Source organism: Marinomonas aquimarina (genome assembly GCF_900089755.1).
GTDB classification, from domain to species: Bacteria; Pseudomonadota; Gammaproteobacteria; order Pseudomonadales; family Marinomonadaceae; genus Marinomonas; species Marinomonas aquimarina.
The window spans coordinates 25,349-45,392 of sequence record NZ_FLOC01000012.1 but is presented as its reverse complement, the minus strand read 5'-3'; the positions used below and the strand labels follow the sequence as shown (position 1 = coordinate 45,392).

Genomic DNA, 20,044 nt, shown 5'->3' with positions numbered 1-20,044 from the left:
TTGGCGCCCTTAACACTGACGCTTTTTTTCAAACCAGATACGCATAAAGTCTTCAGTGACTTTCTGCTCAATTTCCGCGGCCTCATGGGTCGGACAAAACAGCGATACCGTAAAGACATTGTAGCCTTCGATCGTAGTCTGTACGCGCACGGTTGGCTCAGGGCCTGCTATTTTGATGTCCAAACGTTTTTCAATCAGACTGTTATAACGAATCGCCACTTCGTGAAAGTGCTCACTGTACTCACGAATTTTCGCCAAAATAGGCTCTTTAATTTCAAACAAATTTACGTCATCTGTCAGTCTAGAAATCGAAAAGGAATGCTCAACATAGCGCCGCATGTAGTTTAAGTTCTGCACTGAGTTGGTCAGTAAGAGACTATTTGGCGCCACGGTAGTCCGCCCTGTGTAAGCATAGCTGCCGCCTTTAAAGTCTACTTCAAACAAGGTCGTTGAGAGCCAGTCACTGTCGGTCACTTCCCCTTCAAATTGACCGATGCGCACCCAATCCCCCACTTGGTATGGGCGGGTACTGGCTTTATAAAACGCTCCGACGATACAGGAGATAAATTCTTTAGTGGCGATCACCAGCGCCACCATAAAGGCCGCAATAGAAATGGCAATATTCTGCAATTCCGTGGCCCAGATGAGTACCAAGCCCACAAACATGACCAGATTGAACACGTTATCAACGGCGTTTAAGCGACGACGCTTGCGATCCATCTCGAGCTTTTCATTGGCACGTAGGATACGCTTCATGTAACGGCGGATGACGACAATGCCGACGATCCAAACGAGCGTCGCAATGTATTCAAAGTTGTCGGTAAAAAACGCCGCATCAAGCTGCGACCATTCAAATGTAGACATAACGAATCCAAAACATGACTTTTCGCGCCACTTTACCAATACGGTTGCGAATAGCAAACAAAATACTGGACAAGCATAAAAACATAACTGTATATTTATACAGTATTTTAAATGAGGTGCGATTTATGCCTGTCGTAATTAAATATGTTGTTGAACGCAATGGTGTTGAGAAAATGACTTTTTCCTCTAAAGCGGAAGCAGACCACTATGACAAACTGCTGGAAACCGCAGAGAACCTTGAGGATTTACTGCACAGCAGTGGCGTGATGGATGATGAACAATTGACATCAAAACTGGCCATGTATTTAGCAGAAAACAAAGAAGATGTGCTCGAAGCACTCGGTAACAAACGTAAGAAAGCGCCAAAAAAGCCGACTGAGAAAAGCACTCAAAGCTCAGAACCAAAAGACGAGCAAACAGACCTAGAAGATTTGATCATTGAACCAGACGAAACTTCTTACCTCGAGGAGTCCGCTGACGACTATGGCAGCGATGATAGCATCGATTACAACAAAGATGAGATCTACGGCGAGAGTGATGCGGCCTAAGCTGCATCCCTCCCGCGCTGCGATCTGGTTCGCTTAAACAGGGATACTCCAAAGCCAAGCCAACCAGCCCACTGCCGCGCCTAATGACAGCAGCACACCAATACGTGGTGTGCTGGCATGTTTTTCAACGTCTGTTGGATGTTTTTTCTTGCCGTGTAGCATGGCCGCGACTAGACGCTCTTTAAAGCGCAGCTCATGGTACAACACCGCCAAAATATGCAGTGCGACTAAGGCCAATAAAATATTGGGCAAACTGTGGTGCAAGGACGCGAAACTGCTGCTCAGATCGTCCGAAATCATCCCATAGAATGGGCCAAACCAAAAAATCTCATCGCTGATAAACAGACCTGTGCCCCATTGTACGGACAAGGCTAATAACAGCACCAGCACCATTACCCCACCAACAGGATTATGTCCTAGATAAGCTTTGCCCTGACCGATCAGCAATGCTTTGCTATGTTGTAGAATTTCCACTGGGTGATAGAGAAACTGCTTAAACTTGGCAAAGTCGGAGCCGATAAAGCCATATAACACGCGCGCCAACACCACCGCCGACAGGCCATACCCCATGTAAAAGTGCCAATCCATATTGTCGCCATCCCCTTTACCGGTGATGATCAAGCCGCTAAATAACAACACCATCGTCCAGTGCAGCAGCCTAATTGGCCAATCCCATACCAACACTTTTTGCATCCGCTATTCCCCATTTCACCTAGTCGCGTTAACTTTGTCCTAAACTAACAAGCATTACTATACTGACCTTAGGATTTGCCTTTTTCTCCAATTTAGGGACATTATCTACCTAAATGGAATTACTTCTGCCCGCAGTTACGTGGCAGTAAGGAGCGCAATACCGTGATCGTTGGGCTAATAATAATCGTCTCTTTGTTACTTTGCCTTGCAGGCTATGCCCTGTTCACGCAAAGATATGTTTATATACACCATACTTCCTTATTATCCGCTGCAAGCGATACCTTTGTTGAAGAAATTAACCAATTGGAATATTGGCCCAGTTGGCTACCTTGGTCTTTGTTCGACGACAATGCTTCGGTGTTGGTTAACCAACCCCATAGCCAATCTCTTGAAGGCGCTTTAGTACAGCTAAAGGGTCAACACATTGGCCGAGTGTCGTGCCATATTGAGGCCAGCTCCGCTCCCCAAGGCGCGGCTTTCTGGGTTCAAACAGACCGCTTCTATCCAAGCCCGATTCAAGTGCGCATTGAACTGAGCCAAACGGAAGATCAGCAGCTGTTGTTAAACGTGATCGCCAGCAGTGAACTGAACTTCTGGCATCGTTATAAGCACACCAAGGTCCTAAAACAAATCCACGCGGACATGCGACTCTTGTTATTGCGTCTGCAAGCCCGCTTAGAACCAGATGGTGATACTCAGATGGCCTTTGAGCTCGAGGATGTTCGTACCTTGGCCAATGTCGATGCCGTCACCCGCCCTTTCCTGGTCAGCGATCACTCCATGTCAGTGCAGATGGAACAAGGCTTTCGAGATTTGCGCATTAGCCTTGGGCCAGAAAACCGTCCTGCTGGGCCTAGCTTCGCGCTGTACGAGTCGGCCGATCTGAGACAACATTATTTTACGGGTCGACTAGGTATCCCTATCCAAAGCCTCAGTCCCTGTGAAGCGCAACCGGAGCGAATCACTTTTAAAGGCAATTATATGGGGCTTAAGTATCAAGGCAGCTATCAACACCTTTGGGTGGCATGGCATGTGTTACACACCCATGTGAAACTGCATCACGTAAAAGTCGCGCCGCAACGCAATAGCCTTGAGGTCTATGAGGTATCCCCCAAGGAAACGAACGATACTCTGCAATATGTGACACAACTCTATCTGCCGGTTCAATAACTTACATTTGATTCTGCGGCTAGCGTCCGTCAACCTGATAGCGCCACTGGCCCTCCAGAGGTCGACTCAAACATTTTTTAACGCTTGGCTTGAATTTACGTCGACGCTACCTGTGTCCTAAACTAATCAGACACAGCCGTTGCGAATTAAGGGGAATGATCAATGCAGAATTCACTATATATCCGCCACTTAGAGATATTATTACAGCGCTACCTCGTGGCGATGTCGTCTTTTAAGCTGGATGCGATTGTCATTGCCTCCGGCAAACCCAGCTATTATTTCGAAGATGATAACAGCCACCCGTACAAGCCCTTTGCCGCAGCACAGCAGTGGCTCCCCTTTGACCTGCCAGCTGGCTGCTACATCGTCATCCAACACGATAAGCCGGAGCTAATTTGGCCGGCGAAGCAAGACTTCTGGCACATGGACAACCCTATTCCTGAGGGTGAATGGCAAGCCCATTGGCATATCATCCCTGCGCTCAATGATGACTGGCTAACATCATTGCCTGAAAGAGTCGCTCTAATTGGTCCCGATCCTGTCGGCCCCCTGCAGCACAGTCCAACCTTACTGACTTGGCTCAACTATGACCGCGCCACCAAAACCGACTATGAAATTGCTTGCTTAGAGGCCGCTTCAGATCTCGCCGTCAAAGGCCACTTGGCAGCCCAGTCAGCGTTCCTCGCCGGTGCCAGTGAATTCGATACACATTTGGCGTATCTAAAAGCCACTACCCAAGATGCCTGTGACACCCCTTATCCAAATATCGTTGCTATTAATGAGCACGCTGCGGTCTTACACTACGAGCAAAAAGCCCACCATCGGCCGTTTCGACCATTGACCTTATTAGTGGATGCGGGAGCGCAATTCAATGGCTATGCCAGTGACATCACCCGCACTACCACTGCACTGCAAGACGACTTCAGTGCTCTGGTGGCGGATATGGATGCTTTACAGCAGGGAATCGCAGCACAAGCGGTGGCAGGGACGCCCTTTTTAGAATTGCATCAAAAAAGTCTAATCGGGGTGGCAGGACTGCTTAACAAACACGATATTTGCAGCCTGAGTGTAGAAGAGCAACTTGAAAAGCGGATCCCGCACCATTTCTATCCGCATGGTTTGGGTCACCTACTGGGGTTACAGGTACACGACGTTGGTGGTCGTCAAACAAACCCTCAAGGGCAAATTATCGCCCCACCTAAGAGCAGTCCATTTGTGCGCCTGACACGACACTTAAATGACAACATGGTACTGACCATCGAACCGGGGCTGTATTTTATCCCTATGCTGCTCGAAAAGCTGCGTGCCGAACAACCGCAACACGGCTGTAATTTGGACAAGATTGAGCAATTGCGTCCCTATGGTGGAGTACGTATTGAAGACAATATTGTGGTCGGCGTGGAAGGGGTACGTAACCTAACCCGTGAAAGATTCGCCAAATACGGTTAGATACCATTTTTGGTATATGACGACGCCCGAGCTGCGACTTTCTTTCTATATACGTCGCTAATGGTTGTTTTTTGGCAGAAATAGCGTCTTTGATCTTTCATTTTATAGAAAAGCATATCAAAAATTGTATATTTTACTTTTAAAGCTTGGCAAAGCAGGTTGTAATACACGACTTCTGTAAGCGTCGAGTTAAAGGGCAAAATACCATGATAGAAAACCGCATTAAGTATCGCCACTTAGAGTGTTTTTTAGAAGTCATTCGCCAGGGCAGCGTAGTGCGCGCGGCGGATGTTCTCTCCTTGACGCAACCCGCTGTTTCGAAAAAGCTCAAAGAGTTGGAAGAAATTCTTGGGGTGCGTTTGCTCGAACGCAGCAAAAAAGGCATCGAGCTGACCCATTACGGCAACCTCTTTTTAGAACATGCTAGCACCAGTGTCGCCGCCCTGCGCGAAGGTGCCGAACGGGTCAATCAGGCACTCGTGACGGGCCAGCAAAAACTCAGCATTGGGGTACTGCCTACCGTGGCGACCAGTGTTTTACCCGAGGCGGTGAAGCGCTTTCGCTCCAATAACGTCGACGTGCGTTTGCATTTAGTCTCAGGACCGAACTCCTTGCTCATGAGCCAATTGCGCGTAGGCGAATTAGACTTGGTCGTGGGCCGTATGGGCGTGCCTGAGGCGATGGCGGGGATTTCCTTCCAGCACCTTTACTCGGAACAAGTGGTGTTTGCCGTGCGTCCAGGTCACCCACTGCTCGACAAAGCCGACTTCCAACTGAACGAAATCACCCAATACACGGTTTTATACCCACCGGAAGAATCCATCACCGGCCCGACCGTTGATCGTTTCTTGCTGGCTGAAGGAGTCAGTAATATTCGCGATCGTATTGATACCGTGTCGGACTCGTTTGGCAAAGAGTTTATCCGTCATACTGACGCCATTTGGATCATCTCTCGTGGTGTGGTCGCCCGTGAAATCGCCGATGGCGAATTAGCCGAGTTACCGGTGAACACCAAAGAAACGCTAAGTGCCGTGGGCCTCAGTGTGCGCGCCGATACCAATGCTTCCATGGCCTTGCAATTATTCAGTAAAGCGGTCAAGGACACGGCTGCTAACCTAGACAGTTACTACAACCCAGATCACTCCTAAGGTGTGCTCTGGGTGTTTCTTGTAGACTCTTCTCTGCTACCAGTGATGGTAAACCATGTTTGAAATGTTGTTCACCACAGCACCGATTTTCATCTTAATGGCGCTTGGCTACAGCGCCGTGCGTACTCGTCTGGTCAGTGATGAAAGCATCGCTGGAATGGCTAAAATCGTGCTCTACTTTACCCTACCGGCGCTGATTTTCAGTACCCTTGCGAAAATGGACTCCGCTGAAGTCTTTGTTCCAGAGTACCTGTTAGCGTTCAGCTTAGCGTCTTTACTGTCGCTCGCCATCGGTATCTTATTTACCGTTTGGGCACTGAAAAAAGATACCCTACAAGCCTCGCTCAAAGGTGCCGGTATGGCCTGTTCTAACTCAGGCTTTTTCGGTTTTCCGGTGATGCTGCTGGTATTTGATGATCCCCCGACGGCCGCGTTTGCTATGACCTTAATGGGTGAAAATGCCATCATCTTGCCGACGGTGTTCGCGCTGCTGAGCTACTTCTCGTCCAAGGATCAAGGCCTTAGTTTGGCGCAGACCTTGTTAGACACCAGCAAACGCTTAGCCAAGAACCCTCTAGTCCTTGCCGTGATCTGTGGCATGTTCTTCTCGCAGTTCCATTTAACCCTGCCAGACGTGGCCGATCGTGTCCTGCTGATGTTGTCTGGGGCCTCGGCAACCTTAGCTCTGATGGTGTTAGGTGGCTCCTTGGTCGGTACCAGCATGAAGGGCAATGTGGCGGACATCAGCGCCATTACCTTTGGCAAACTGATCATTCACCCTGCCTGTATGGCCCTATTCATGTGGCTCATTCCAGGCATCGATCAGCATCTTAAAGTTGGCGCAGTAGTGCTCGCATCCGTGCCGATGATGAGCATCTACCCGATTATTGGTAGCCAATACGGTTACCGCTCCTTCTGTGCCAGTGCCTTGTTAGTCACCACCATCGCCTGCTTCCTGACCTTGCCCGTCTTATTGACGTTTATCGGCCAGCTTTGACGCGCTTAGAAACGACAAAGCCGAGCAATGCTCGGCTTTGTTATACAACTCAATAAGGCTTACTTAGCCACTTTGTTGAGCAAGCCTTGCATGCCCAATACGTAACCCTGAACACCCATGCCAATGACAATGCCCACTGCACAAGGGGAAATGTAAGAATGGTGACGAAAGGCTTCACGGGCGTGGACGTTGGAAATATGCACTTCTACCACCGGCACTTCGGCACCTTTGATCGCATCGTGTAGGGCAATAGATGTGTGCGTGTAAGCACCTGGGTTGAATACGACCCCTAACAGCTTACCCGCTTTGATCAGTTGACCCGCTTCGTGAATGGCATCTACCAATACCCCTTCATGATTCGACTGGCGAAAATCCACATCATAGCCGTGCTTAGCCGCTTCGGCTTTACACATAGCTTCCACGTCTGCCAAGGTCTCGTGGCCATATTGTTCTGGCTCGCGCTGCCCTAGCAAGTTTAGGTTCGGGCCATTTAGAATCATAATTGTAGACATATTCACTCCTCAACAAGGCAAAGCAGATCGTGTATCAAGCCGTTTGCCCTAAAAATCGAAGGCCGTAATATAGCATTAGGCCCCCGTTAAAGCTCGCCAATCACCATTGAATTTTTGCCAAGGAAATTCAAAAGTTCACTCACAGAAGGTCTTAGCAGACTGCAAGTTAAGCCGCTAATGCCTCTCGGATACGTGCCACGGGACGCTCATCAATAAAGATATGAATCACCGCCGTGGCTAAGGCAATAATGGATGCCGACCACCACACCACATCATAGGAGCCAGTGGTATCGTATAAATAGCCCCCCAACCATACACCACAGAAAGAGCCCACTTGGTGACTCAAGAAAACGATGCCGTAGAGCATGCCCATGTGTTTAAGGCCAAACATTTGCCCAACCAGTCCAGACGTTGGCGGCACCGTGGCTAGCCACAAGACGCCGGTGGCAATGGCAAACAGATAGACACTCGCGGTGCTCATCGGCCACCACATAAACAACGCAATCGCCACGGCTCTTAAGCCATAGATGTAGGCCAGCAGCATTTTTTTCGAATACTTACCAGACCAAGAGCCGGATAACAGACAACCGAAAATATTAAACAGGCCAATCAAGGCCAAACACATCACTGCGACTTCCGGCGCAAAACCTTTATCGGCTAAAAAAGCCGGCATATGGACCGTGATAAAAGCAAGCTGAAAGCCGCAGACAAAGAAGCCAGCCACCAACAACCAATAATGTGAGTAAGCACTCGCTTCTTTGAGCGCTTCCTTTACCGTTTGTCCTTGAGGTTCATTGCCTGCTGAGCTGCTGGCAGAGCTTTTGCTCAAGGGTAAGGCACACACCATCATCAGCAAGGCACATGCCGCCAACAACAGCAGTGCGCTACTCCAGCCATAAGCTGAGAGGAACTCTTGTGCTAACGGTACCACCAACAGTTGACCGGCTGAGCCTGCGGCACTGCCGAGCCCTAGCGCAAAAGCGCGTTTTTCCGGTGCCACCATTCGCGCCATGGCCGGTAATACCACCCCAAAACCTGTGGCGGCGATGCCCATGCCCATCAAAAAGCCGGAACCGATATGCAGCGCCGTCGCGCTGTCAGCATTCGCCGTTACATATAAGCCCAGTGCATAAATCACACTGCCCGCTAATACTGTTTTTAAGGTACCAAAACGGTCTGATAACGCACCAGCAATCGGCTGGGTTAAGCCCCACCAAAGATTCTGTAACGCCAAGGACAAGGCAAACACTTCACGGCCATAGCCAAATGAGTCGGAGATGGGAGCCATGAAAAAGCCCATCGAGGAGCGTAAACCAAAGTTTAGAGCAAGCAGGACACAAGCAAATGCAACAGCAATGCTCAAGAGGCGCACAGGTTGAGACATGGTTAATCCTTGGAGACCCAATCAGAAGTGTCAGACAGTACGCCAATAATGGGGCTTGGACAATTAGATTAATGTCTTAAAAAGACTGAAATTCGCCAACTTTCGCGACCGCACGCTGATAGGCTGGATCTTTGGTCACACTGCTCAGCCAGCGCTCGATATGTGGATAGTCGTATAAGGCAAGCGTGCTCGTTAACGCCAGTAGCGGAAAGCTCATCTGCATGTCTGCACCACTTAAATGCTCGCCGGCGAACCAATGTTTTTCACTCAGATGGTCTTCAATCAGGTTTAACGCATCGCGTAAGCGCGGTTCGATAAAGCCGCTGATCACTTTGCCTGAGATCGCCTTGGCAATCGGACGCACAAAAAAAGGCATCGGCTGCTTGGGAATTTTTCGAAACAGCAAGGTCATCACCAGCAATGGCATAAACGAACCTTCGGCAAAATGCAGCCAATATTGGTAGTCCCTACGCTCCAATTTATTGAGTGGTTTTAGCTTCTGATTAGGATCGTATTCATCGGCTAAGTACTCTAGGATAGCACCGGACTCAGCAATGATCACATCGTCATCCTCCAGTATTGGCGCATGCCCCAAAGGGTGGATACGTTTTAGGGTTTCCGGGGCCATTTGCTCGGGGGTGCGTAAGTAAGTTTTGACCTCATATTCCAAGCCTAGTAGCTCTAGTGCCCAAGCAATACGCTGAGATCTGGAGTTCTCCAAGTGATGTAATAGCAGCATAATAGCCTCCCAAATGCTTTCCCTAGATACGTTAAAGTAAAGCAACTGGATTGTTTCAGCGCATAAAAAAACGCCTAGATAAGCGACTATCTAGGCGTTTTTTAAACTGAGGCGATGGCTTAAGAAGCGAGTTCACTCAGGAAGAAACGCAGTGCATTGCGGCCTCGAGCACTGGCCGCGGCGCTGAACGCGTGGCCATCTTGTGGTGCATTGGCGCTTGGCAGCATAAACGAGTGCTTGGTTTGGCCAAAGTCGACAAATTGCCAGTCTAGCCCCATGTCATCTAGATCGGCGCGCGCTTGGTCGGCGGCAGCCACGTCTACCATTGGGTCTTGATAACCATTAAAGATGATGAACTTAGCTTCGCGGTTGGCGTCTTCTGAGCTCTCTGGGCGGTAGAAATTCATCAAGCCATGAAAACTTGCTGCGCCCTTGCTGCTTGGGATATGCAAGCCCGCCTCAATGGCCAGTCGACCACCCAAGCAGAAGCCCACATGGACCAGTTTTTTATTGGGGTGTGATTCTGCAATCTCTTGGCAAATATCGGATTGTAAAGCCGTGAGAGGACCCTTTTCGGCAACCAGCGCCATCATGGTGTCGGCTTTGTCTTGTAATTCGGTCGGGTTATTGCCCACCCCATACAAGTCGACGGCGGTGGCCGTATGCCCCCAACTTACCACTTCTTCGGCAAAACTTTTTTCAAAGTCACTAAGGCCACTCCAAGTCGGCCAAATAACAACGTGAACGTCAGACGATTCATCTCCTACCCACGCAACATGCACATGGGCACGTTTTATGTCATTGACAAACTGCTTTTCAAATTCCGTAGCCATATAAACTCCAATGGTTATCAAACTGCGAGCACTATAATAACGGAAGCTAAACAACTTCAAGATTTCGCAATCTTATCCATAAGATTTACATAATTTTGCAAGATAAGCGTCATATAAGGCCTTATTTCAGCCCATGACGTGCATTCCATTCCTCTCGCCACTCTTTAAAGTCGGTCACTGGCATGGGTTTGCCAATGAAATAGCCTTGTACCTCTTCACACCCTAAGGCGGCCAAAGTTTGGTACATTTGTTCTGTTTCCACCCCTTCGGCGACCACATCTAAGCCAAGGTTATGGGCCAGATCGATAGTCGACTGCACGATCATACGATCGCTGTTGTTTTCAATCATACCAAACACGAACGACTGATCGACTTTCAGCTCGTTCACGGGTAAACGTTTTAAATACCCCAACGAAGAGTAACCCGTACCAAAGTCATCAATCGACAAACGAAAGCCCATATTCGATAGCTTAGCCAAGGTTTGCTCAGCAAAGCTTGGATCGTCCATGATGGCACTTTCGGTAATTTCTAAACACAGACCGGATGCAGGAATATTGTATTCTCGTAATGTCTGTGCCAAAAACTCTGGGAAACTGGTGGTCATCAAATCCCGTGTCGATAAATTAACCGACACACGAAATGTATCATTGCCCTTTTGTAAGCCATGCCATTGTGCCGCAATTTCACGGATCATCCACTTGGTCAGTTCACGAATAAAGCCCGTTTGTTCGGCAAACGGTACAAACTGATAAGGTGGCACTAGCCCCTTTTCTGGGTGCTGCCAACGGACTAATGCCTCCGCCGCAATCACTCTGTTATCTTGGCTGGATACTTTGGGCTGCAAATACACACGCAGCTCATGATTCACCACCGCCTGACGCAATTCGGACAACAAGCTTAGGCTTTCCGGCGTTGAGGTCATCAGCTCTTGTTTGTATTGAACGATGTCCTCGGTACGTTTCTTCGCCGCATACATGGCCACTTGCGAAGCATTAATCAAACCATCACAGCCGGCGGCATCCTGCGGCCAACTGGCAATGCCAATACTGGCACTCAAATCAATCAAAGTATGATCTATTTCCAGCGGCTCGTTCAGTTTTTCTAGTAGTGATCTTGCCACGTCCATAGCGGGCTGGCTATCAGGCAACACTAATACTGAAAATTCATCTCCGCTTACACGGGCCAGTTTATCGTGCGCGGAACAGCTGATTCCCAATAGGCGCGAAGCGGTGGCTTTGAGAATTTCATCGCCCATTTCATAGCCCAGTACATCGTTTACCTGCTTGAAACGATCAAGGTTAATGGTGATCACACTCAGGGAATGATATTGGCCACCACGCATCAGGTTGGCGACTTTATTACGAAAACTCAAACGGTTCGGTAACCCTGTCAAAGGATCGTAGTAGGCCAGCTTGGTGATGGTGTCTTGTTGCTGCTTGATACTTTTACGCATGCCATCAAAACTGCGCGCCAACAGGCCGACTTCGTCTTCGCGCCGAGTACCACTGATGACCACATCATAGTCCCCCTGTTGCAAGGCACTGGTGGCATGGGTCAGTACTTCTAGCGGCCGCGCGACTCGGCGCGAGAGCCATGTGACGGTAATGGCAAAAATCACTAAGCCCATGGCAGTAATGAACAAGTACTGATGGAACAGCTCGGCGAACTGTTGGTTGGCTTCATTCAAAGACTCCATCAACGCCAAGCTGATATAGCCCCCTACCACCTGTTGTCCGTGGATCATGCTGACAAAGGTGTCATCATTAATCGGCAAATCAAACAGTAAATCCTCGAGAAAGTACTCCCCGGGAATATTGCGTAAGAAGTGTTCTTTTAACGGCGTCGAGCTGGCCACGACATTGACTGAATTGCTCTCACTGCGAGACATCAATACCAGTTCAACGCCAGATAAATCGCTTGCTTCAGCAATCATATCGGGCTTGATCGCAAAGCCCATTAACACATAGCCGATGACACGCGGGGCGCGAACCGGCACGATCACAAATTGAGTGGGATCGCCCTCATATAACGCGGTTAAATAGGCTTCTTCACCTTCTTTGGCCCGTGTCTGGGCTAATGCCTCAATAAGATGCTGCACATTGTCAAAGTGACGCATGGTCTCTTCTGAGGAAGCCTTTAACTGCCATTGGGCATCCACCAAAATCGCCACCGACGCGCCGATGCGGTTAGCACTATTTTGCAGTGCGGAAGCAATCGTATTGGCATCACGAGACGCAACCGCGGAGCGAAAACCAAAATCCGAGGCCAACAACTCCGCCCCTTCCGCCAAGCGCTGATGGTTTTGCACCAATAACTTGTTCCATACCCGCTCCGCAACGGTAATGGCATGTTGCACCTCTCCGCGTACATAACGATCCACCGTCGCCTGTACCACGCCAAAGCCAATGCTCTGAATGAGCACTAAAAGCGCCAAGGTCATGATGATAAAGCGGAACGATAAGCGCCCGCGCAGCATACGAGATAGGGCTCCCATTACAAGGCAACTCCAGGGGTTTGTAGTGCGACTGTAAACTCAGAGGAATCCTTCCCCCTAGTCAATTCAAAGGTTTCGTAAGGGGCGCCATAGGGGAAATGACGATGCCAAATATCGACACTTAGCGCATCGCTCTGATCGTAATCAAACCTTACCACGCCGGCGTCATCGGTCACCCCATAAAGAGGTGTGTCATTAACCAATACCCAGCCCAACATACTGTCATGAATGTTGCAGCCCAACTCCACAATCCCCACCTGATCAAACACGATCGGGGCTTCCGGCTTGCCAATGTAGAGCTTTAGTTCAAAGGTTTTGGCTGGGGAAAAGGAATAGACGTGATGGCGCACGTCATCACGGTTGGGAAAGTCCACCGCCGTGCCCTGCGTCACCACCTGTACTCCAGGAATAAAGGTGCGGTTTTGTTGGGCTATCTCGGCCTCAGTAAGCGGCTGTGAACGACTTAGTAAACTCGGGGATTTGAGAAACACCACAGCATCGGCTAATGGCTTCCCGTTTGCATCCGTTACTTGAATGGCCACATCGGCCCAAGCCAGCGCTGGCAATGCACTGCACATTACCAACGCCACCTGCTTTACGTACTTCAACATACGCAATGATTACTCCTAATAGGCTAAGGCTCAATCGCCAACCCTGTCACATGTGCGCCGTCACCCAACACACCAATCGAGATGGCTTGTCCTGTTTCCAAATCAAGCTTAAATAAATGCGTCTGTTGGCCATTGACGGGCAACAACGCAGCAAGCGCCGTATTGCTAAGGTCGCTGATATCCAATGAGGCATCCTTTAACGGTCCTGTGCCCAGTGCGCCCACCGAATACAACACCCCTAAATTGGGCGACACAGATGGCGACACACCTTCTTTCGTGCCTTGCATAAGCAGCATACCTTTTCGACGATCAATCGCATAGTTGGTGGTCAGCTTGCTGTCATTGGCATTATAGGTGTACGCCGCCGCGACAATATCTGGAAACTCATCACGGTAGCTATCGTTCACAGCAAACGCTAGATCGGGATCCGTTTGTACACCGGAACGCTCTTTATCAAAGTCCACTTTCGCCCCGCTGTCTGGGTCTAAACGCAGATTCTTATTGCGATCCCCTACCACACGCAGCTTATCCGCCGCAGGGTTGAAATCAAAGCCATAGGGGCCAACAGCCATTTCTGCCACCGGCTCAGAACCGTCCACCAAGATCGCCTGCCCTGATTGCGTATCCAGTCGATAAATGCGTCCGCTATGCGTTAAAGCGTACAGCTCACCACGCGCCACTCGAAAATCAATGCCGATGATACGATCTTGCGCCATTAAACCGGTTACTTGATGGGACGTTAAGATTTTGGAGGGCTGATCTGGGTGCACATTAAATAAAGTATGCTGGTCGTCTACCCCCCAAACAGAAGTGGGGGCTTTAGATAGTGAAGGGGCCGCCAGCGCCGTCGTCGCGGATAACGTGGCGCTGATCAGAACTAACTTGGAAAACTCTCTGCTACGTTGATAAAACATACGGTGACTCCCTACTTGACGGTTACTGAAACTTCCTGTTGTGAGACTACGATATAAACGCTTGATAAACATTAATCTCTACAAAAAACTACATCCCGCTATCAAGATGACATAAGTTTTAAAGGATCATAACAATCCTTCTTGAGTGATGACACACAACCCCTTATAATTCGCCGCCTACAATGTGCGCCCGTAGCTCAGCTGGATAGAGCGTGCCCCTCCGGAGGGCAAGGTCGAAGGTTCAAATCCTTTCGGGCGTACCATTTCTGCTTAGCAATCAATGCTATGACGTACTTCCCCCAGATAATGCTACTTGCTGCAGCAGCCAATCCCTTAGGTTTTTCACCTTATGCGACTGCGCTTTAGAACGATGGTAAACAAAATAATGCACTCGGTCATCGGCAAGGTAGCTGTCAGGAAAAAGCTTCACCAAGCGCCCTGAGTCTAAGCTGTTCTGCACCAGGTGCTGCCAGCCAAGACCAACCCCTAGCCCTTGGTGTACAGCATCCAATAACATTGAAAACTGACTAAATTGAAGATCACTACGGCTTTCTGAGCGCTCAATCCCCTGCAATAAAAACCAAGCATCCCAATCCATCGGCGTCCACAGGCGCGCTTTCCAGTAGGATGCACTCAAATTCAACAGCGGTAACCCCAGCAGGTCGTTGGCGCAGCGGATCTCAGGGTGCTGAGCGAAAAACTCTGGCGTACAAACCGGAAAGATCTCTTCAGAAAATAACGGCACGGCGATGTAATCTGGATGATCTTGCCACCCCAGCGCAATGGCCGTTTCGAAGCCTTCGGCGCAGTTAGGACTCTCATCACCACTTATAAGATGCAGCTGTATGTCTGGAAAGCTCTGCCCAAAGGCTTTAAAGCGCGGCATAAACCACAATTGGGCAAATGACGTTGTGGTATAGAGCGATAAATGGTCGCTGCTTTGCTTGGCTAACAGAGACTGTGAGGTATCAGAAATTTGTCGCAATGCCGAACTCACCGCCAACCTTAGTTGCTCTCCCTCCTGGGTTAAAGAGACAGCACGGTTGTGACGTATGAATAACTTCAAGTTGTAATAGTCTTCTAACGCCTGAATCTGCTTGCTCACCGCTGCTTGCGTCACACACAGCTCCTCAGCGGCCAGCTTAAAACTCGACTGTCGCGCCGCTGATTCAAACGTACGCAAGGCATTTAAAGGGGGAAGAGTTAATCGTTGCAACGGCGTCGCCTCTGTCAAAAAACACCAAATATTCAGTTAACTTTTGGTTAACTATATAGCACGAAAACTCGTTTGTCCGAAGATGCTGACTCGTTAACAATAGGAACGAGAAATCAACACAAGAGGACAACACGATGAGATTTAAAAATAAAGCGGTTGTGATCACCGGAGCCGCTGGTGGCGTCGGCCAAACTCTAGTACAGCTCTTCGCCAAAGAAGGCGCCCATATTGTCTTGGCGGATCGCGATGAAGCGGGGTGTGTATCGGTTGCAAACCGCGCTGAAGCACTGGGCGCTAAAACCATAGTAGTGGCAGGTGACCTGAGCGAGAAAGAGTACTGTGAGGCCGTCATTGATCGCTGCGTACAACAATTTGGTGGCGTAGACATTCTGCTCAATAACGCCGGAATCATTCCACGTGGCACCATCGAAGAAACTACGGATGAGATGTGGTTTAGCGCCATGAATGTGAACTTGAATGCGGTGTTTTTCTTATGCCGTGCTGCCATTCCCCACATGAAAAAAAGTGGCGGTGCGATCGTCAACACGTCCTCGGTGTGGGGCACTTACCCTGGCCCTAAGCATGTGGCCTACTGCACCAGCAAAGGGGCCGTCGCAGCCTTGACTAAAAACCTAGGTCGCGACTGTGCGCCGCTAGGCATTCGCGTCAATGCCGTGTGCCCCCATGAAATCAACACCCCAATGATTCGCAGTGGCTTTGAGCGTCGTGGACTGGACCCGAACAAAGCGATTGAAGAGCTAAACAAAACCGTGCCATTAGGGCGTATTGCCGAGCCGGAAGACATTGCCGATGTCATCGCCTTCTTGGCCTCAGATCAAGCACGCTACATTGCAGGTGAATGTGTTGAAGTGACTGGCGCTAAGCCAGTATCCGGTTAATTGGGAGGAACTAATCATGCGTTTAGAAAATAAAGTAGCGGTAGTCACAGGCGGTGGTCGCGGTATTGGTCGAGGTATTACCGAGCAACTTCTTAGCCAAGGGGCGAAGGTATTGATTGCACAGCGACAACCGTTAGATGAGCCGCTGTCCCAACAAGAAAATGTGGCCTATATCAGCGTTGATTTGGCGGATGTAAACGCTCCGTACCTGATCGCCAACACGGCACAAGAAGTCTTTGGCGGCGTGGATATCTTGGTCAATAACGCTGGTTTTATGTTTGAGAAATCGCTAGACGATATGACCGAGCAAGAATGGGACACCATGATGGCAGTGAATATGCGTGCTCCAGTGTTTTTAACAAAAGCCTTGTTACCGTTAATGCGAGCTCAGGGGGGCGCGAGCATCATTAACATTGGCTCAATCGAAGGGCTTGGGGCCAACCCTTGGCATGCCGCCTACTGTGGTTCGAAAGCAGGGGTTCATGGTTTTACCCGCGCTTTGGCAATTGACTTAGGTAAGGACAACATTCGTTGCAACGCCATCGCCCCAGGTTGGATTAACTCGGATTTGAGCCATGACTATATTAATGCTCAAGACAACCCAACGCAGGCAAAACAGGAACTGTTGAAACTTCATCCCGTAGGTCGCACCGGTGAGCCAGCCGATATTGGCGCCACCGTGGTGTTTTTAGCTTCTCAGGACTCGGCGTTTATCACAGGCCAAGTGATTGTGGTCGACGGCGGACGAACGGCCAAGCTGCCACTGCCCTTCTAAACTGCGTAGCAGGAACCAAGCCCTTCGCTATAGGAAGGGCTTTTTTATATGGATGCTAGCTAAACCAGATCACATGCATACTGGCGCGAACCAACAGCCCAATACAAGCCCCCGCTAGCGCATAACGAAAAATCACATTGATCCTAGGGCCTAGTACAGAAAAGATGGTAATGCCCACTAAATCGACCGGGTTACTGGCCAGCCCGGCAATGATGTTCAGATCCTTAGCACTGATCACCCCTTGCTCAATCTGATCCACCATCACCCCCATATACGCGGTGCCACCAGCTATGTATTTGGTAATCACCGGCAAAGCCGAGGCTTCTGGTAAGCCCAGTAAAGAGAAAGCAGGGGCCATGGCACGGGTGAGCCATTCAATGGCATGTAAATCTTTTAAAATCGCCATTAGAAACAAAGTAATGATCAGCATCGGGATCATATTAATGGCGATCTTCATCCCTTCCATGCCGCCCTCATTGAGGGACTGAAACAGCGTTTTATTGGGGACGGTGACGGCTTCGTTTGCTTTGACTTGGTCGTCAATAGGGCCAACAAGGATATGCCGAGTTAAGCCATAATAGGTAATCGCCGACGCTACTACCCCACCGACCAAAGACGACAGCAAGACAAAGCCGATATCCAAGCCATAGGCAATCATGGGAAACGACACATTGGCTTGTGTCAGGGTGAGCACCAAGGCTAACGAGGCCGCTAGCTTGCGTTGATCCTGCTCTAGAGTATCCAGCTTTTGCAAGGTTGGGATCGGCGCAATGGAACTGACAAACAGCATTTTAGACAGGCCGATGATACTCAGACCGGAGGCACCAAAGCACCTGGTAATTGGCGATAACAGCGCCGACAGCATGGCCAGCAAACCTTTGTTTTCCAGCGCCTTCATCATGCCCCCCATGACCACCGTAATCGGCAGCATAAGATACAGGGACAATTCCAATGCTAAACGGCCTGCGGCCAACATATGCTCTATGATGTCCATCGACACTCCCTTATAAAAAAGGAGAAGTATGCCAGCAATTTGGGTCGCACATACTTCTCCTAGCGATGATTAAAACAGCCTTTCATGAAGCCCTTTCAGCATCTTTGCTGCTTACTAGACGGTCCCCTTTATTGACTATCTCTCTTCATGGTGGCGGTCAAAATCATCTTTCACTCTCAATTTAGAAGAAATAAAACCTGTTCATTTCAATCGAACTACGCAGAAAGTTCGATGAACTCTATGGTTTCATCGTCACCATCGACAACAACCTTGCCAAGCTAGGTTGTGACGCCAATGACTCAACTTCCTCAATGAGGGCATACTGCTGATCAGAGCTAAGAATACCTGTGGTGTAGTGCAAGAATTTATGATGGATATCCGCTTTACGCATCGGCACGGCAGGGTCGCCTTTTGCCTGAGTAATTGGGCTACGTACGCGGCGGCCATCTTTTAACAGGATCTCAACCACGGAAAGAATTTCAGCAGGGAAACGCTGTGACAACTCCTGCGACTCCACGATCTCAACCAATTGGCTCAGAGCCAAAATCGCTTCGTCATGCACCTCCGCATCACTGACTTGCTCCGGTCCTAAGGTGCCATAACACAGCATCGCGGCCACCGGAAAGGCCAGAGCATATTGCGCTTCATCGGCATTTTTCGGCTGGTGGCCCTGTAAACGCATGGACTCATGGAAGGTCTCAATGCGAATCGATTCAATGTTGGCAGCACAGATATCGCTGTCCAGCTCTAGCATTGCTTCTACCGCTGTTAGCGCAGGCTGCGCCCAACGACATACCGGCCAAGGCTTGTAATACTGATTGTCAATTTCCCACTCTTGACCCAGTGACTGCCAAGCAGGGCTGAGTGTATCGGACAACAACAATTCGGCTGGTGCCCCGGTAATACCACTTTGAGCAATCAGCAAGGCATTGATACCAGTAAAAGCACCGGCGCCATGGGCATCACGCAAATTGCTTGGGTAATCCACCAAGCGCATCATCGGACAACGTGGCGCAAAGTATTCGGCAATGCCCAGTGCGTGCTGTTGTACCTCTTGCGGCAGATCGAGCAACCTTGCCCCCGCTGCCACCAAACCAATACCGGAAAAAGCCCCTGAGGCATGGTAATCGCTAGCACTCTGCATTAACGACACGCCAGCCCGCAAAGACGTTTCATAGGCAATGGTTAATAGGGTTAGAAACTCTTCGCCAGTGATATCGCGACCTTGTTCACAGTGCGCATCCACCAGAGCCAGTAGCCCTGGCACCACCGTTGCCCCGGCATGACCTTTTGACAAAAAGTGCCCTTCATGACCGTCTAGACTGTCGGCAGCAAAGCCTCCTGCCCATGCAGCACCTAACGGAGAAACACTGCGCCCATCAAACAATAAGCGGGCAGAAGTTTGGTTTGCACTATAATGCTGAGTCGCAAAACTTCGAATATTTTCGTAGGTATTATTCTTAGTCGCCGCGGCAATAATGCCCAAGATATCAAGTAAGGAAGAGGTAATAAGCCCCTTAGTTTGATCTGGAATTTCAGAGTATTTCAAGCTTGAATTAAACCCAAAAACTTTAGACATTTTTGCGCCTCGCATTATTTTTTAAATTAAACTGTCTTAAACAAGGCGCAAATTAATAATACTAATTGATCAAAGTCAATGAGTATTTTGACACATAACCCCTTATTAACTGCATTTTAAAGTGTTTAAAAATCCTCAAAAACACGTTTAAAAGAAAATCATAAGTCATTCATTTTTATAATTTTTTATCTTCAGGAATCGTACGCTTGCGCCCTCCACCCCAGT

The 20,044-nt window shown here is 49.3% G+C and carries 19 protein-coding genes and 1 tRNA gene; 8 read left to right on the top strand and 12 right to left on the bottom strand.

Features of this window, described 5'->3' with window-relative positions:
- Positions 1–9 precede the first annotated feature (9 nt).
- On the bottom strand, positions 10–864 hold the full coding sequence (locus tag MAQ5080_RS10875; RefSeq protein WP_067210079.1) for a mechanosensitive ion channel family protein: 855 nt from the start codon (positions 862–864) through the stop codon (positions 10–12).
- 125 nt (positions 865–989) lie between these two features.
- Here MAQ5080_RS10875 and MAQ5080_RS17730 point away from each other — a divergent pair, with 125 nt between their 5' ends.
- On the top strand, positions 990–1,412 hold the full coding sequence (locus MAQ5080_RS17730; RefSeq protein ID WP_067210080.1) for a YebG family protein: 423 nt from the start codon (positions 990–992) through the stop codon (positions 1,410–1,412).
- A gap of 33 nt (positions 1,413–1,445) precedes the next feature.
- On the opposite strand, the gene MAQ5080_RS10865 is transcribed toward MAQ5080_RS17730, so the two are convergent.
- Positions 1,446–2,105 (bottom strand): cytochrome b/b6 domain-containing protein, encoded by a 660-nt coding sequence (locus MAQ5080_RS10865; RefSeq protein ID WP_067210084.1) that lies wholly within the window; start codon positions 2,103–2,105, stop codon positions 1,446–1,448.
- Between the two features lie 162 nt (positions 2,106–2,267).
- Between MAQ5080_RS10865 and MAQ5080_RS10860 the strand changes: the two genes are divergently transcribed.
- The 4 genes from MAQ5080_RS10860 (at position 2,268) to MAQ5080_RS10845 (ending at position 6,869) form a co-directional block, all read left to right on the top strand.
- A complete protein-coding gene (locus MAQ5080_RS10860; protein WP_067210087.1) occupies positions 2,268–3,275 on the top strand; it encodes a GyrI-like domain-containing protein in 1,008 nt (335 codons plus the stop codon).
- Between the two features lie 162 nt (positions 3,276–3,437).
- Positions 3,438–4,724: a Xaa-Pro dipeptidase gene (gene pepQ / locus MAQ5080_RS10855; RefSeq protein WP_067210090.1), complete on the top strand. Its 1,287-nt coding sequence runs from the start codon at positions 3,438–3,440 to the stop codon at positions 4,722–4,724.
- A 206-nt stretch (positions 4,725–4,930) separates the two neighbouring features.
- On the top strand, positions 4,931–5,872 hold the full coding sequence (gene pcaQ / locus MAQ5080_RS10850; protein WP_067210093.1) for a pca operon transcription factor PcaQ: 942 nt from the start codon (positions 4,931–4,933) through the stop codon (positions 5,870–5,872).
- A 55-nt stretch (positions 5,873–5,927) separates the two neighbouring features.
- Entirely contained in the window at positions 5,928–6,869 is a 942-nt protein-coding gene (locus MAQ5080_RS10845) for an AEC family transporter (RefSeq protein ID WP_067210096.1), read from the top strand.
- Between the two features lie 59 nt (positions 6,870–6,928).
- Here MAQ5080_RS10845 and aroQ read toward each other — a convergent pair whose 3' ends face one another.
- The 7 genes from aroQ to MAQ5080_RS10810 all read right to left on the bottom strand — a co-directional run bounded on the left by aroQ (position 6,929) and on the right by MAQ5080_RS10810 (position 14,356).
- Positions 6,929–7,381 carry a type II 3-dehydroquinate dehydratase gene (gene aroQ, locus MAQ5080_RS10840; RefSeq protein WP_067210103.1) on the bottom strand — a complete coding sequence of 151 codons (453 nt, stop codon included), beginning with the start codon at positions 7,379–7,381 and terminating at the stop codon, positions 6,929–6,931.
- 166 nt (positions 7,382–7,547) lie between these two features.
- Positions 7,548–8,765 carry an MFS transporter gene (locus MAQ5080_RS10835; protein ID WP_067210106.1) on the bottom strand — a complete coding sequence of 406 codons (1,218 nt, stop codon included), beginning with the start codon at positions 8,763–8,765 and terminating at the stop codon, positions 7,548–7,550.
- A 76-nt stretch (positions 8,766–8,841) separates the two neighbouring features.
- Positions 8,842–9,504 carry a glutathione S-transferase family protein gene (locus tag MAQ5080_RS10830; RefSeq protein WP_067210112.1) on the bottom strand — a complete coding sequence of 221 codons (663 nt, stop codon included), beginning with the start codon at positions 9,502–9,504 and terminating at the stop codon, positions 8,842–8,844.
- Positions 9,505–9,623: 119 nt separating this feature from the next.
- A complete protein-coding gene (locus MAQ5080_RS10825) occupies positions 9,624–10,337 on the bottom strand; it encodes a dienelactone hydrolase family protein (RefSeq protein ID WP_067210115.1) in 714 nt (237 codons plus the stop codon).
- 121 nt (positions 10,338–10,458) lie between these two features.
- Positions 10,459–12,831 (bottom strand): bifunctional diguanylate cyclase/phosphodiesterase, encoded by a 2,373-nt coding sequence (locus tag MAQ5080_RS10820; protein WP_067210118.1) that lies wholly within the window; start codon positions 12,829–12,831, stop codon positions 10,459–10,461.
- On the bottom strand, positions 12,831–13,442 hold the full coding sequence (locus MAQ5080_RS10815) for a methylamine utilization protein (protein WP_067210121.1): 612 nt from the start codon (positions 13,440–13,442) through the stop codon (positions 12,831–12,833). The genes MAQ5080_RS10820 and MAQ5080_RS10815 overlap by 1 nt, the downstream gene beginning before the upstream one ends.
- Positions 13,443–13,465: 23 nt before the next feature.
- Entirely contained in the window at positions 13,466–14,356 is an 891-nt protein-coding gene (locus MAQ5080_RS10810) for a DUF4394 domain-containing protein (protein ID WP_067210124.1), read from the bottom strand.
- Between the two features lie 186 nt (positions 14,357–14,542).
- Between MAQ5080_RS10810 and MAQ5080_RS10805 the strand changes: the two genes are divergently transcribed.
- A tRNA-Arg gene (locus MAQ5080_RS10805) sits at positions 14,543–14,619 on the top strand.
- A 20-nt stretch (positions 14,620–14,639) separates the two neighbouring features.
- Here the strand turns inward: MAQ5080_RS10805 and MAQ5080_RS10800 are convergent.
- Positions 14,640–15,572 (bottom strand): LysR substrate-binding domain-containing protein, encoded by a 933-nt coding sequence (locus MAQ5080_RS10800; protein ID WP_067210127.1) that lies wholly within the window; start codon positions 15,570–15,572, stop codon positions 14,640–14,642.
- 134 nt (positions 15,573–15,706) lie between these two features.
- Here MAQ5080_RS10800 and MAQ5080_RS10795 point away from each other — a divergent pair, with 134 nt between their 5' ends.
- Together MAQ5080_RS10795 and MAQ5080_RS10790 are read left to right on the top strand one after the other, a co-directional pair.
- On the top strand, positions 15,707–16,471 hold the full coding sequence (locus MAQ5080_RS10795) for an SDR family NAD(P)-dependent oxidoreductase (protein WP_067210130.1): 765 nt from the start codon (positions 15,707–15,709) through the stop codon (positions 16,469–16,471).
- A 16-nt stretch (positions 16,472–16,487) separates the two neighbouring features.
- Positions 16,488–17,246 carry an SDR family NAD(P)-dependent oxidoreductase gene (locus MAQ5080_RS10790; protein WP_067210133.1) on the top strand — a complete coding sequence of 253 codons (759 nt, stop codon included), beginning with the start codon at positions 16,488–16,490 and terminating at the stop codon, positions 17,244–17,246.
- A 55-nt stretch (positions 17,247–17,301) separates the two neighbouring features.
- Here the strand turns inward: MAQ5080_RS10790 and MAQ5080_RS10785 are convergent, their stop codons facing one another.
- Positions 17,302–18,240 (bottom strand): nucleoside recognition domain-containing protein, encoded by a 939-nt coding sequence (locus MAQ5080_RS10785; protein WP_067210135.1) that lies wholly within the window; start codon positions 18,238–18,240, stop codon positions 17,302–17,304.
- Positions 18,241–18,478: 238 nt separating this feature from the next.
- Complete coding sequence (locus MAQ5080_RS10780) at positions 18,479–19,819, bottom strand: MmgE/PrpD family protein (RefSeq protein WP_067210139.1); 1,341 nt, start codon at positions 19,817–19,819, stop codon at positions 18,479–18,481.
- Between the last annotated feature and the right edge of the window lie 225 nt (positions 19,820–20,044).

Excerpts from the sequence above, each read along its gene's own strand:
- MAQ5080_RS10825 (WP_067210115.1), bottom strand. The coding sequence starts at position 10,337 with ATGGCTACGGAATTTGAAAAGCAGTTTGTCAATGACATAAAACGTGCC.
- aroQ (WP_067210103.1), bottom strand. The coding sequence starts at position 7,381 with ATGTCTACAATTATGATTCTAAATGGCCCGAACCTAAACTTGCTAGGG.
- MAQ5080_RS10815 (WP_067210121.1), bottom strand. The coding sequence starts at position 13,442 with ATGTTGAAGTACGTAAAGCAGGTGGCGTTGGTAATGTGCAGTGCATTG.
- MAQ5080_RS10875 (WP_067210079.1), bottom strand. The coding sequence starts at position 864 with ATGTCTACATTTGAATGGTCGCAGCTTGATGCGGCGTTTTTTACCGAC.
- pcaQ (WP_067210093.1), top strand. The coding sequence starts at position 4,931 with ATGATAGAAAACCGCATTAAGTATCGCCACTTAGAGTGTTTTTTAGAA.
- MAQ5080_RS10780 (WP_067210139.1), bottom strand. The coding sequence starts at position 19,819 with ATGTCTAAAGTTTTTGGGTTTAATTCAAGCTTGAAATACTCTGAAATT.
- MAQ5080_RS17730 (WP_067210080.1), top strand. The coding sequence starts at position 990 with ATGCCTGTCGTAATTAAATATGTTGTTGAACGCAATGGTGTTGAGAAA.
- MAQ5080_RS10820 (WP_067210118.1), bottom strand. The coding sequence starts at position 12,831 with ATGGGAGCCCTATCTCGTATGCTGCGCGGGCGCTTATCGTTCCGCTTT.
- MAQ5080_RS10810 (WP_067210124.1), bottom strand. The coding sequence starts at position 14,356 with ATGTTTTATCAACGTAGCAGAGAGTTTTCCAAGTTAGTTCTGATCAGC.
- MAQ5080_RS10845 (WP_067210096.1), top strand. The coding sequence starts at position 5,928 with ATGTTTGAAATGTTGTTCACCACAGCACCGATTTTCATCTTAATGGCG.
- MAQ5080_RS10795 (WP_067210130.1), top strand. The coding sequence starts at position 15,707 with ATGAGATTTAAAAATAAAGCGGTTGTGATCACCGGAGCCGCTGGTGGC.
- pepQ (WP_067210090.1), top strand. The coding sequence starts at position 3,438 with ATGCAGAATTCACTATATATCCGCCACTTAGAGATATTATTACAGCGC.
- MAQ5080_RS10790 (WP_067210133.1), top strand. The coding sequence starts at position 16,488 with ATGCGTTTAGAAAATAAAGTAGCGGTAGTCACAGGCGGTGGTCGCGGT.
- MAQ5080_RS10835 (WP_067210106.1), bottom strand. The coding sequence starts at position 8,765 with ATGTCTCAACCTGTGCGCCTCTTGAGCATTGCTGTTGCATTTGCTTGT.
- MAQ5080_RS10830 (WP_067210112.1), bottom strand. The coding sequence starts at position 9,504 with ATGCTGCTATTACATCACTTGGAGAACTCCAGATCTCAGCGTATTGCT.
- MAQ5080_RS10865 (WP_067210084.1), bottom strand. The coding sequence starts at position 2,105 with ATGCAAAAAGTGTTGGTATGGGATTGGCCAATTAGGCTGCTGCACTGG.
- MAQ5080_RS10785 (WP_067210135.1), bottom strand. The coding sequence starts at position 18,240 with ATGGACATCATAGAGCATATGTTGGCCGCAGGCCGTTTAGCATTGGAA.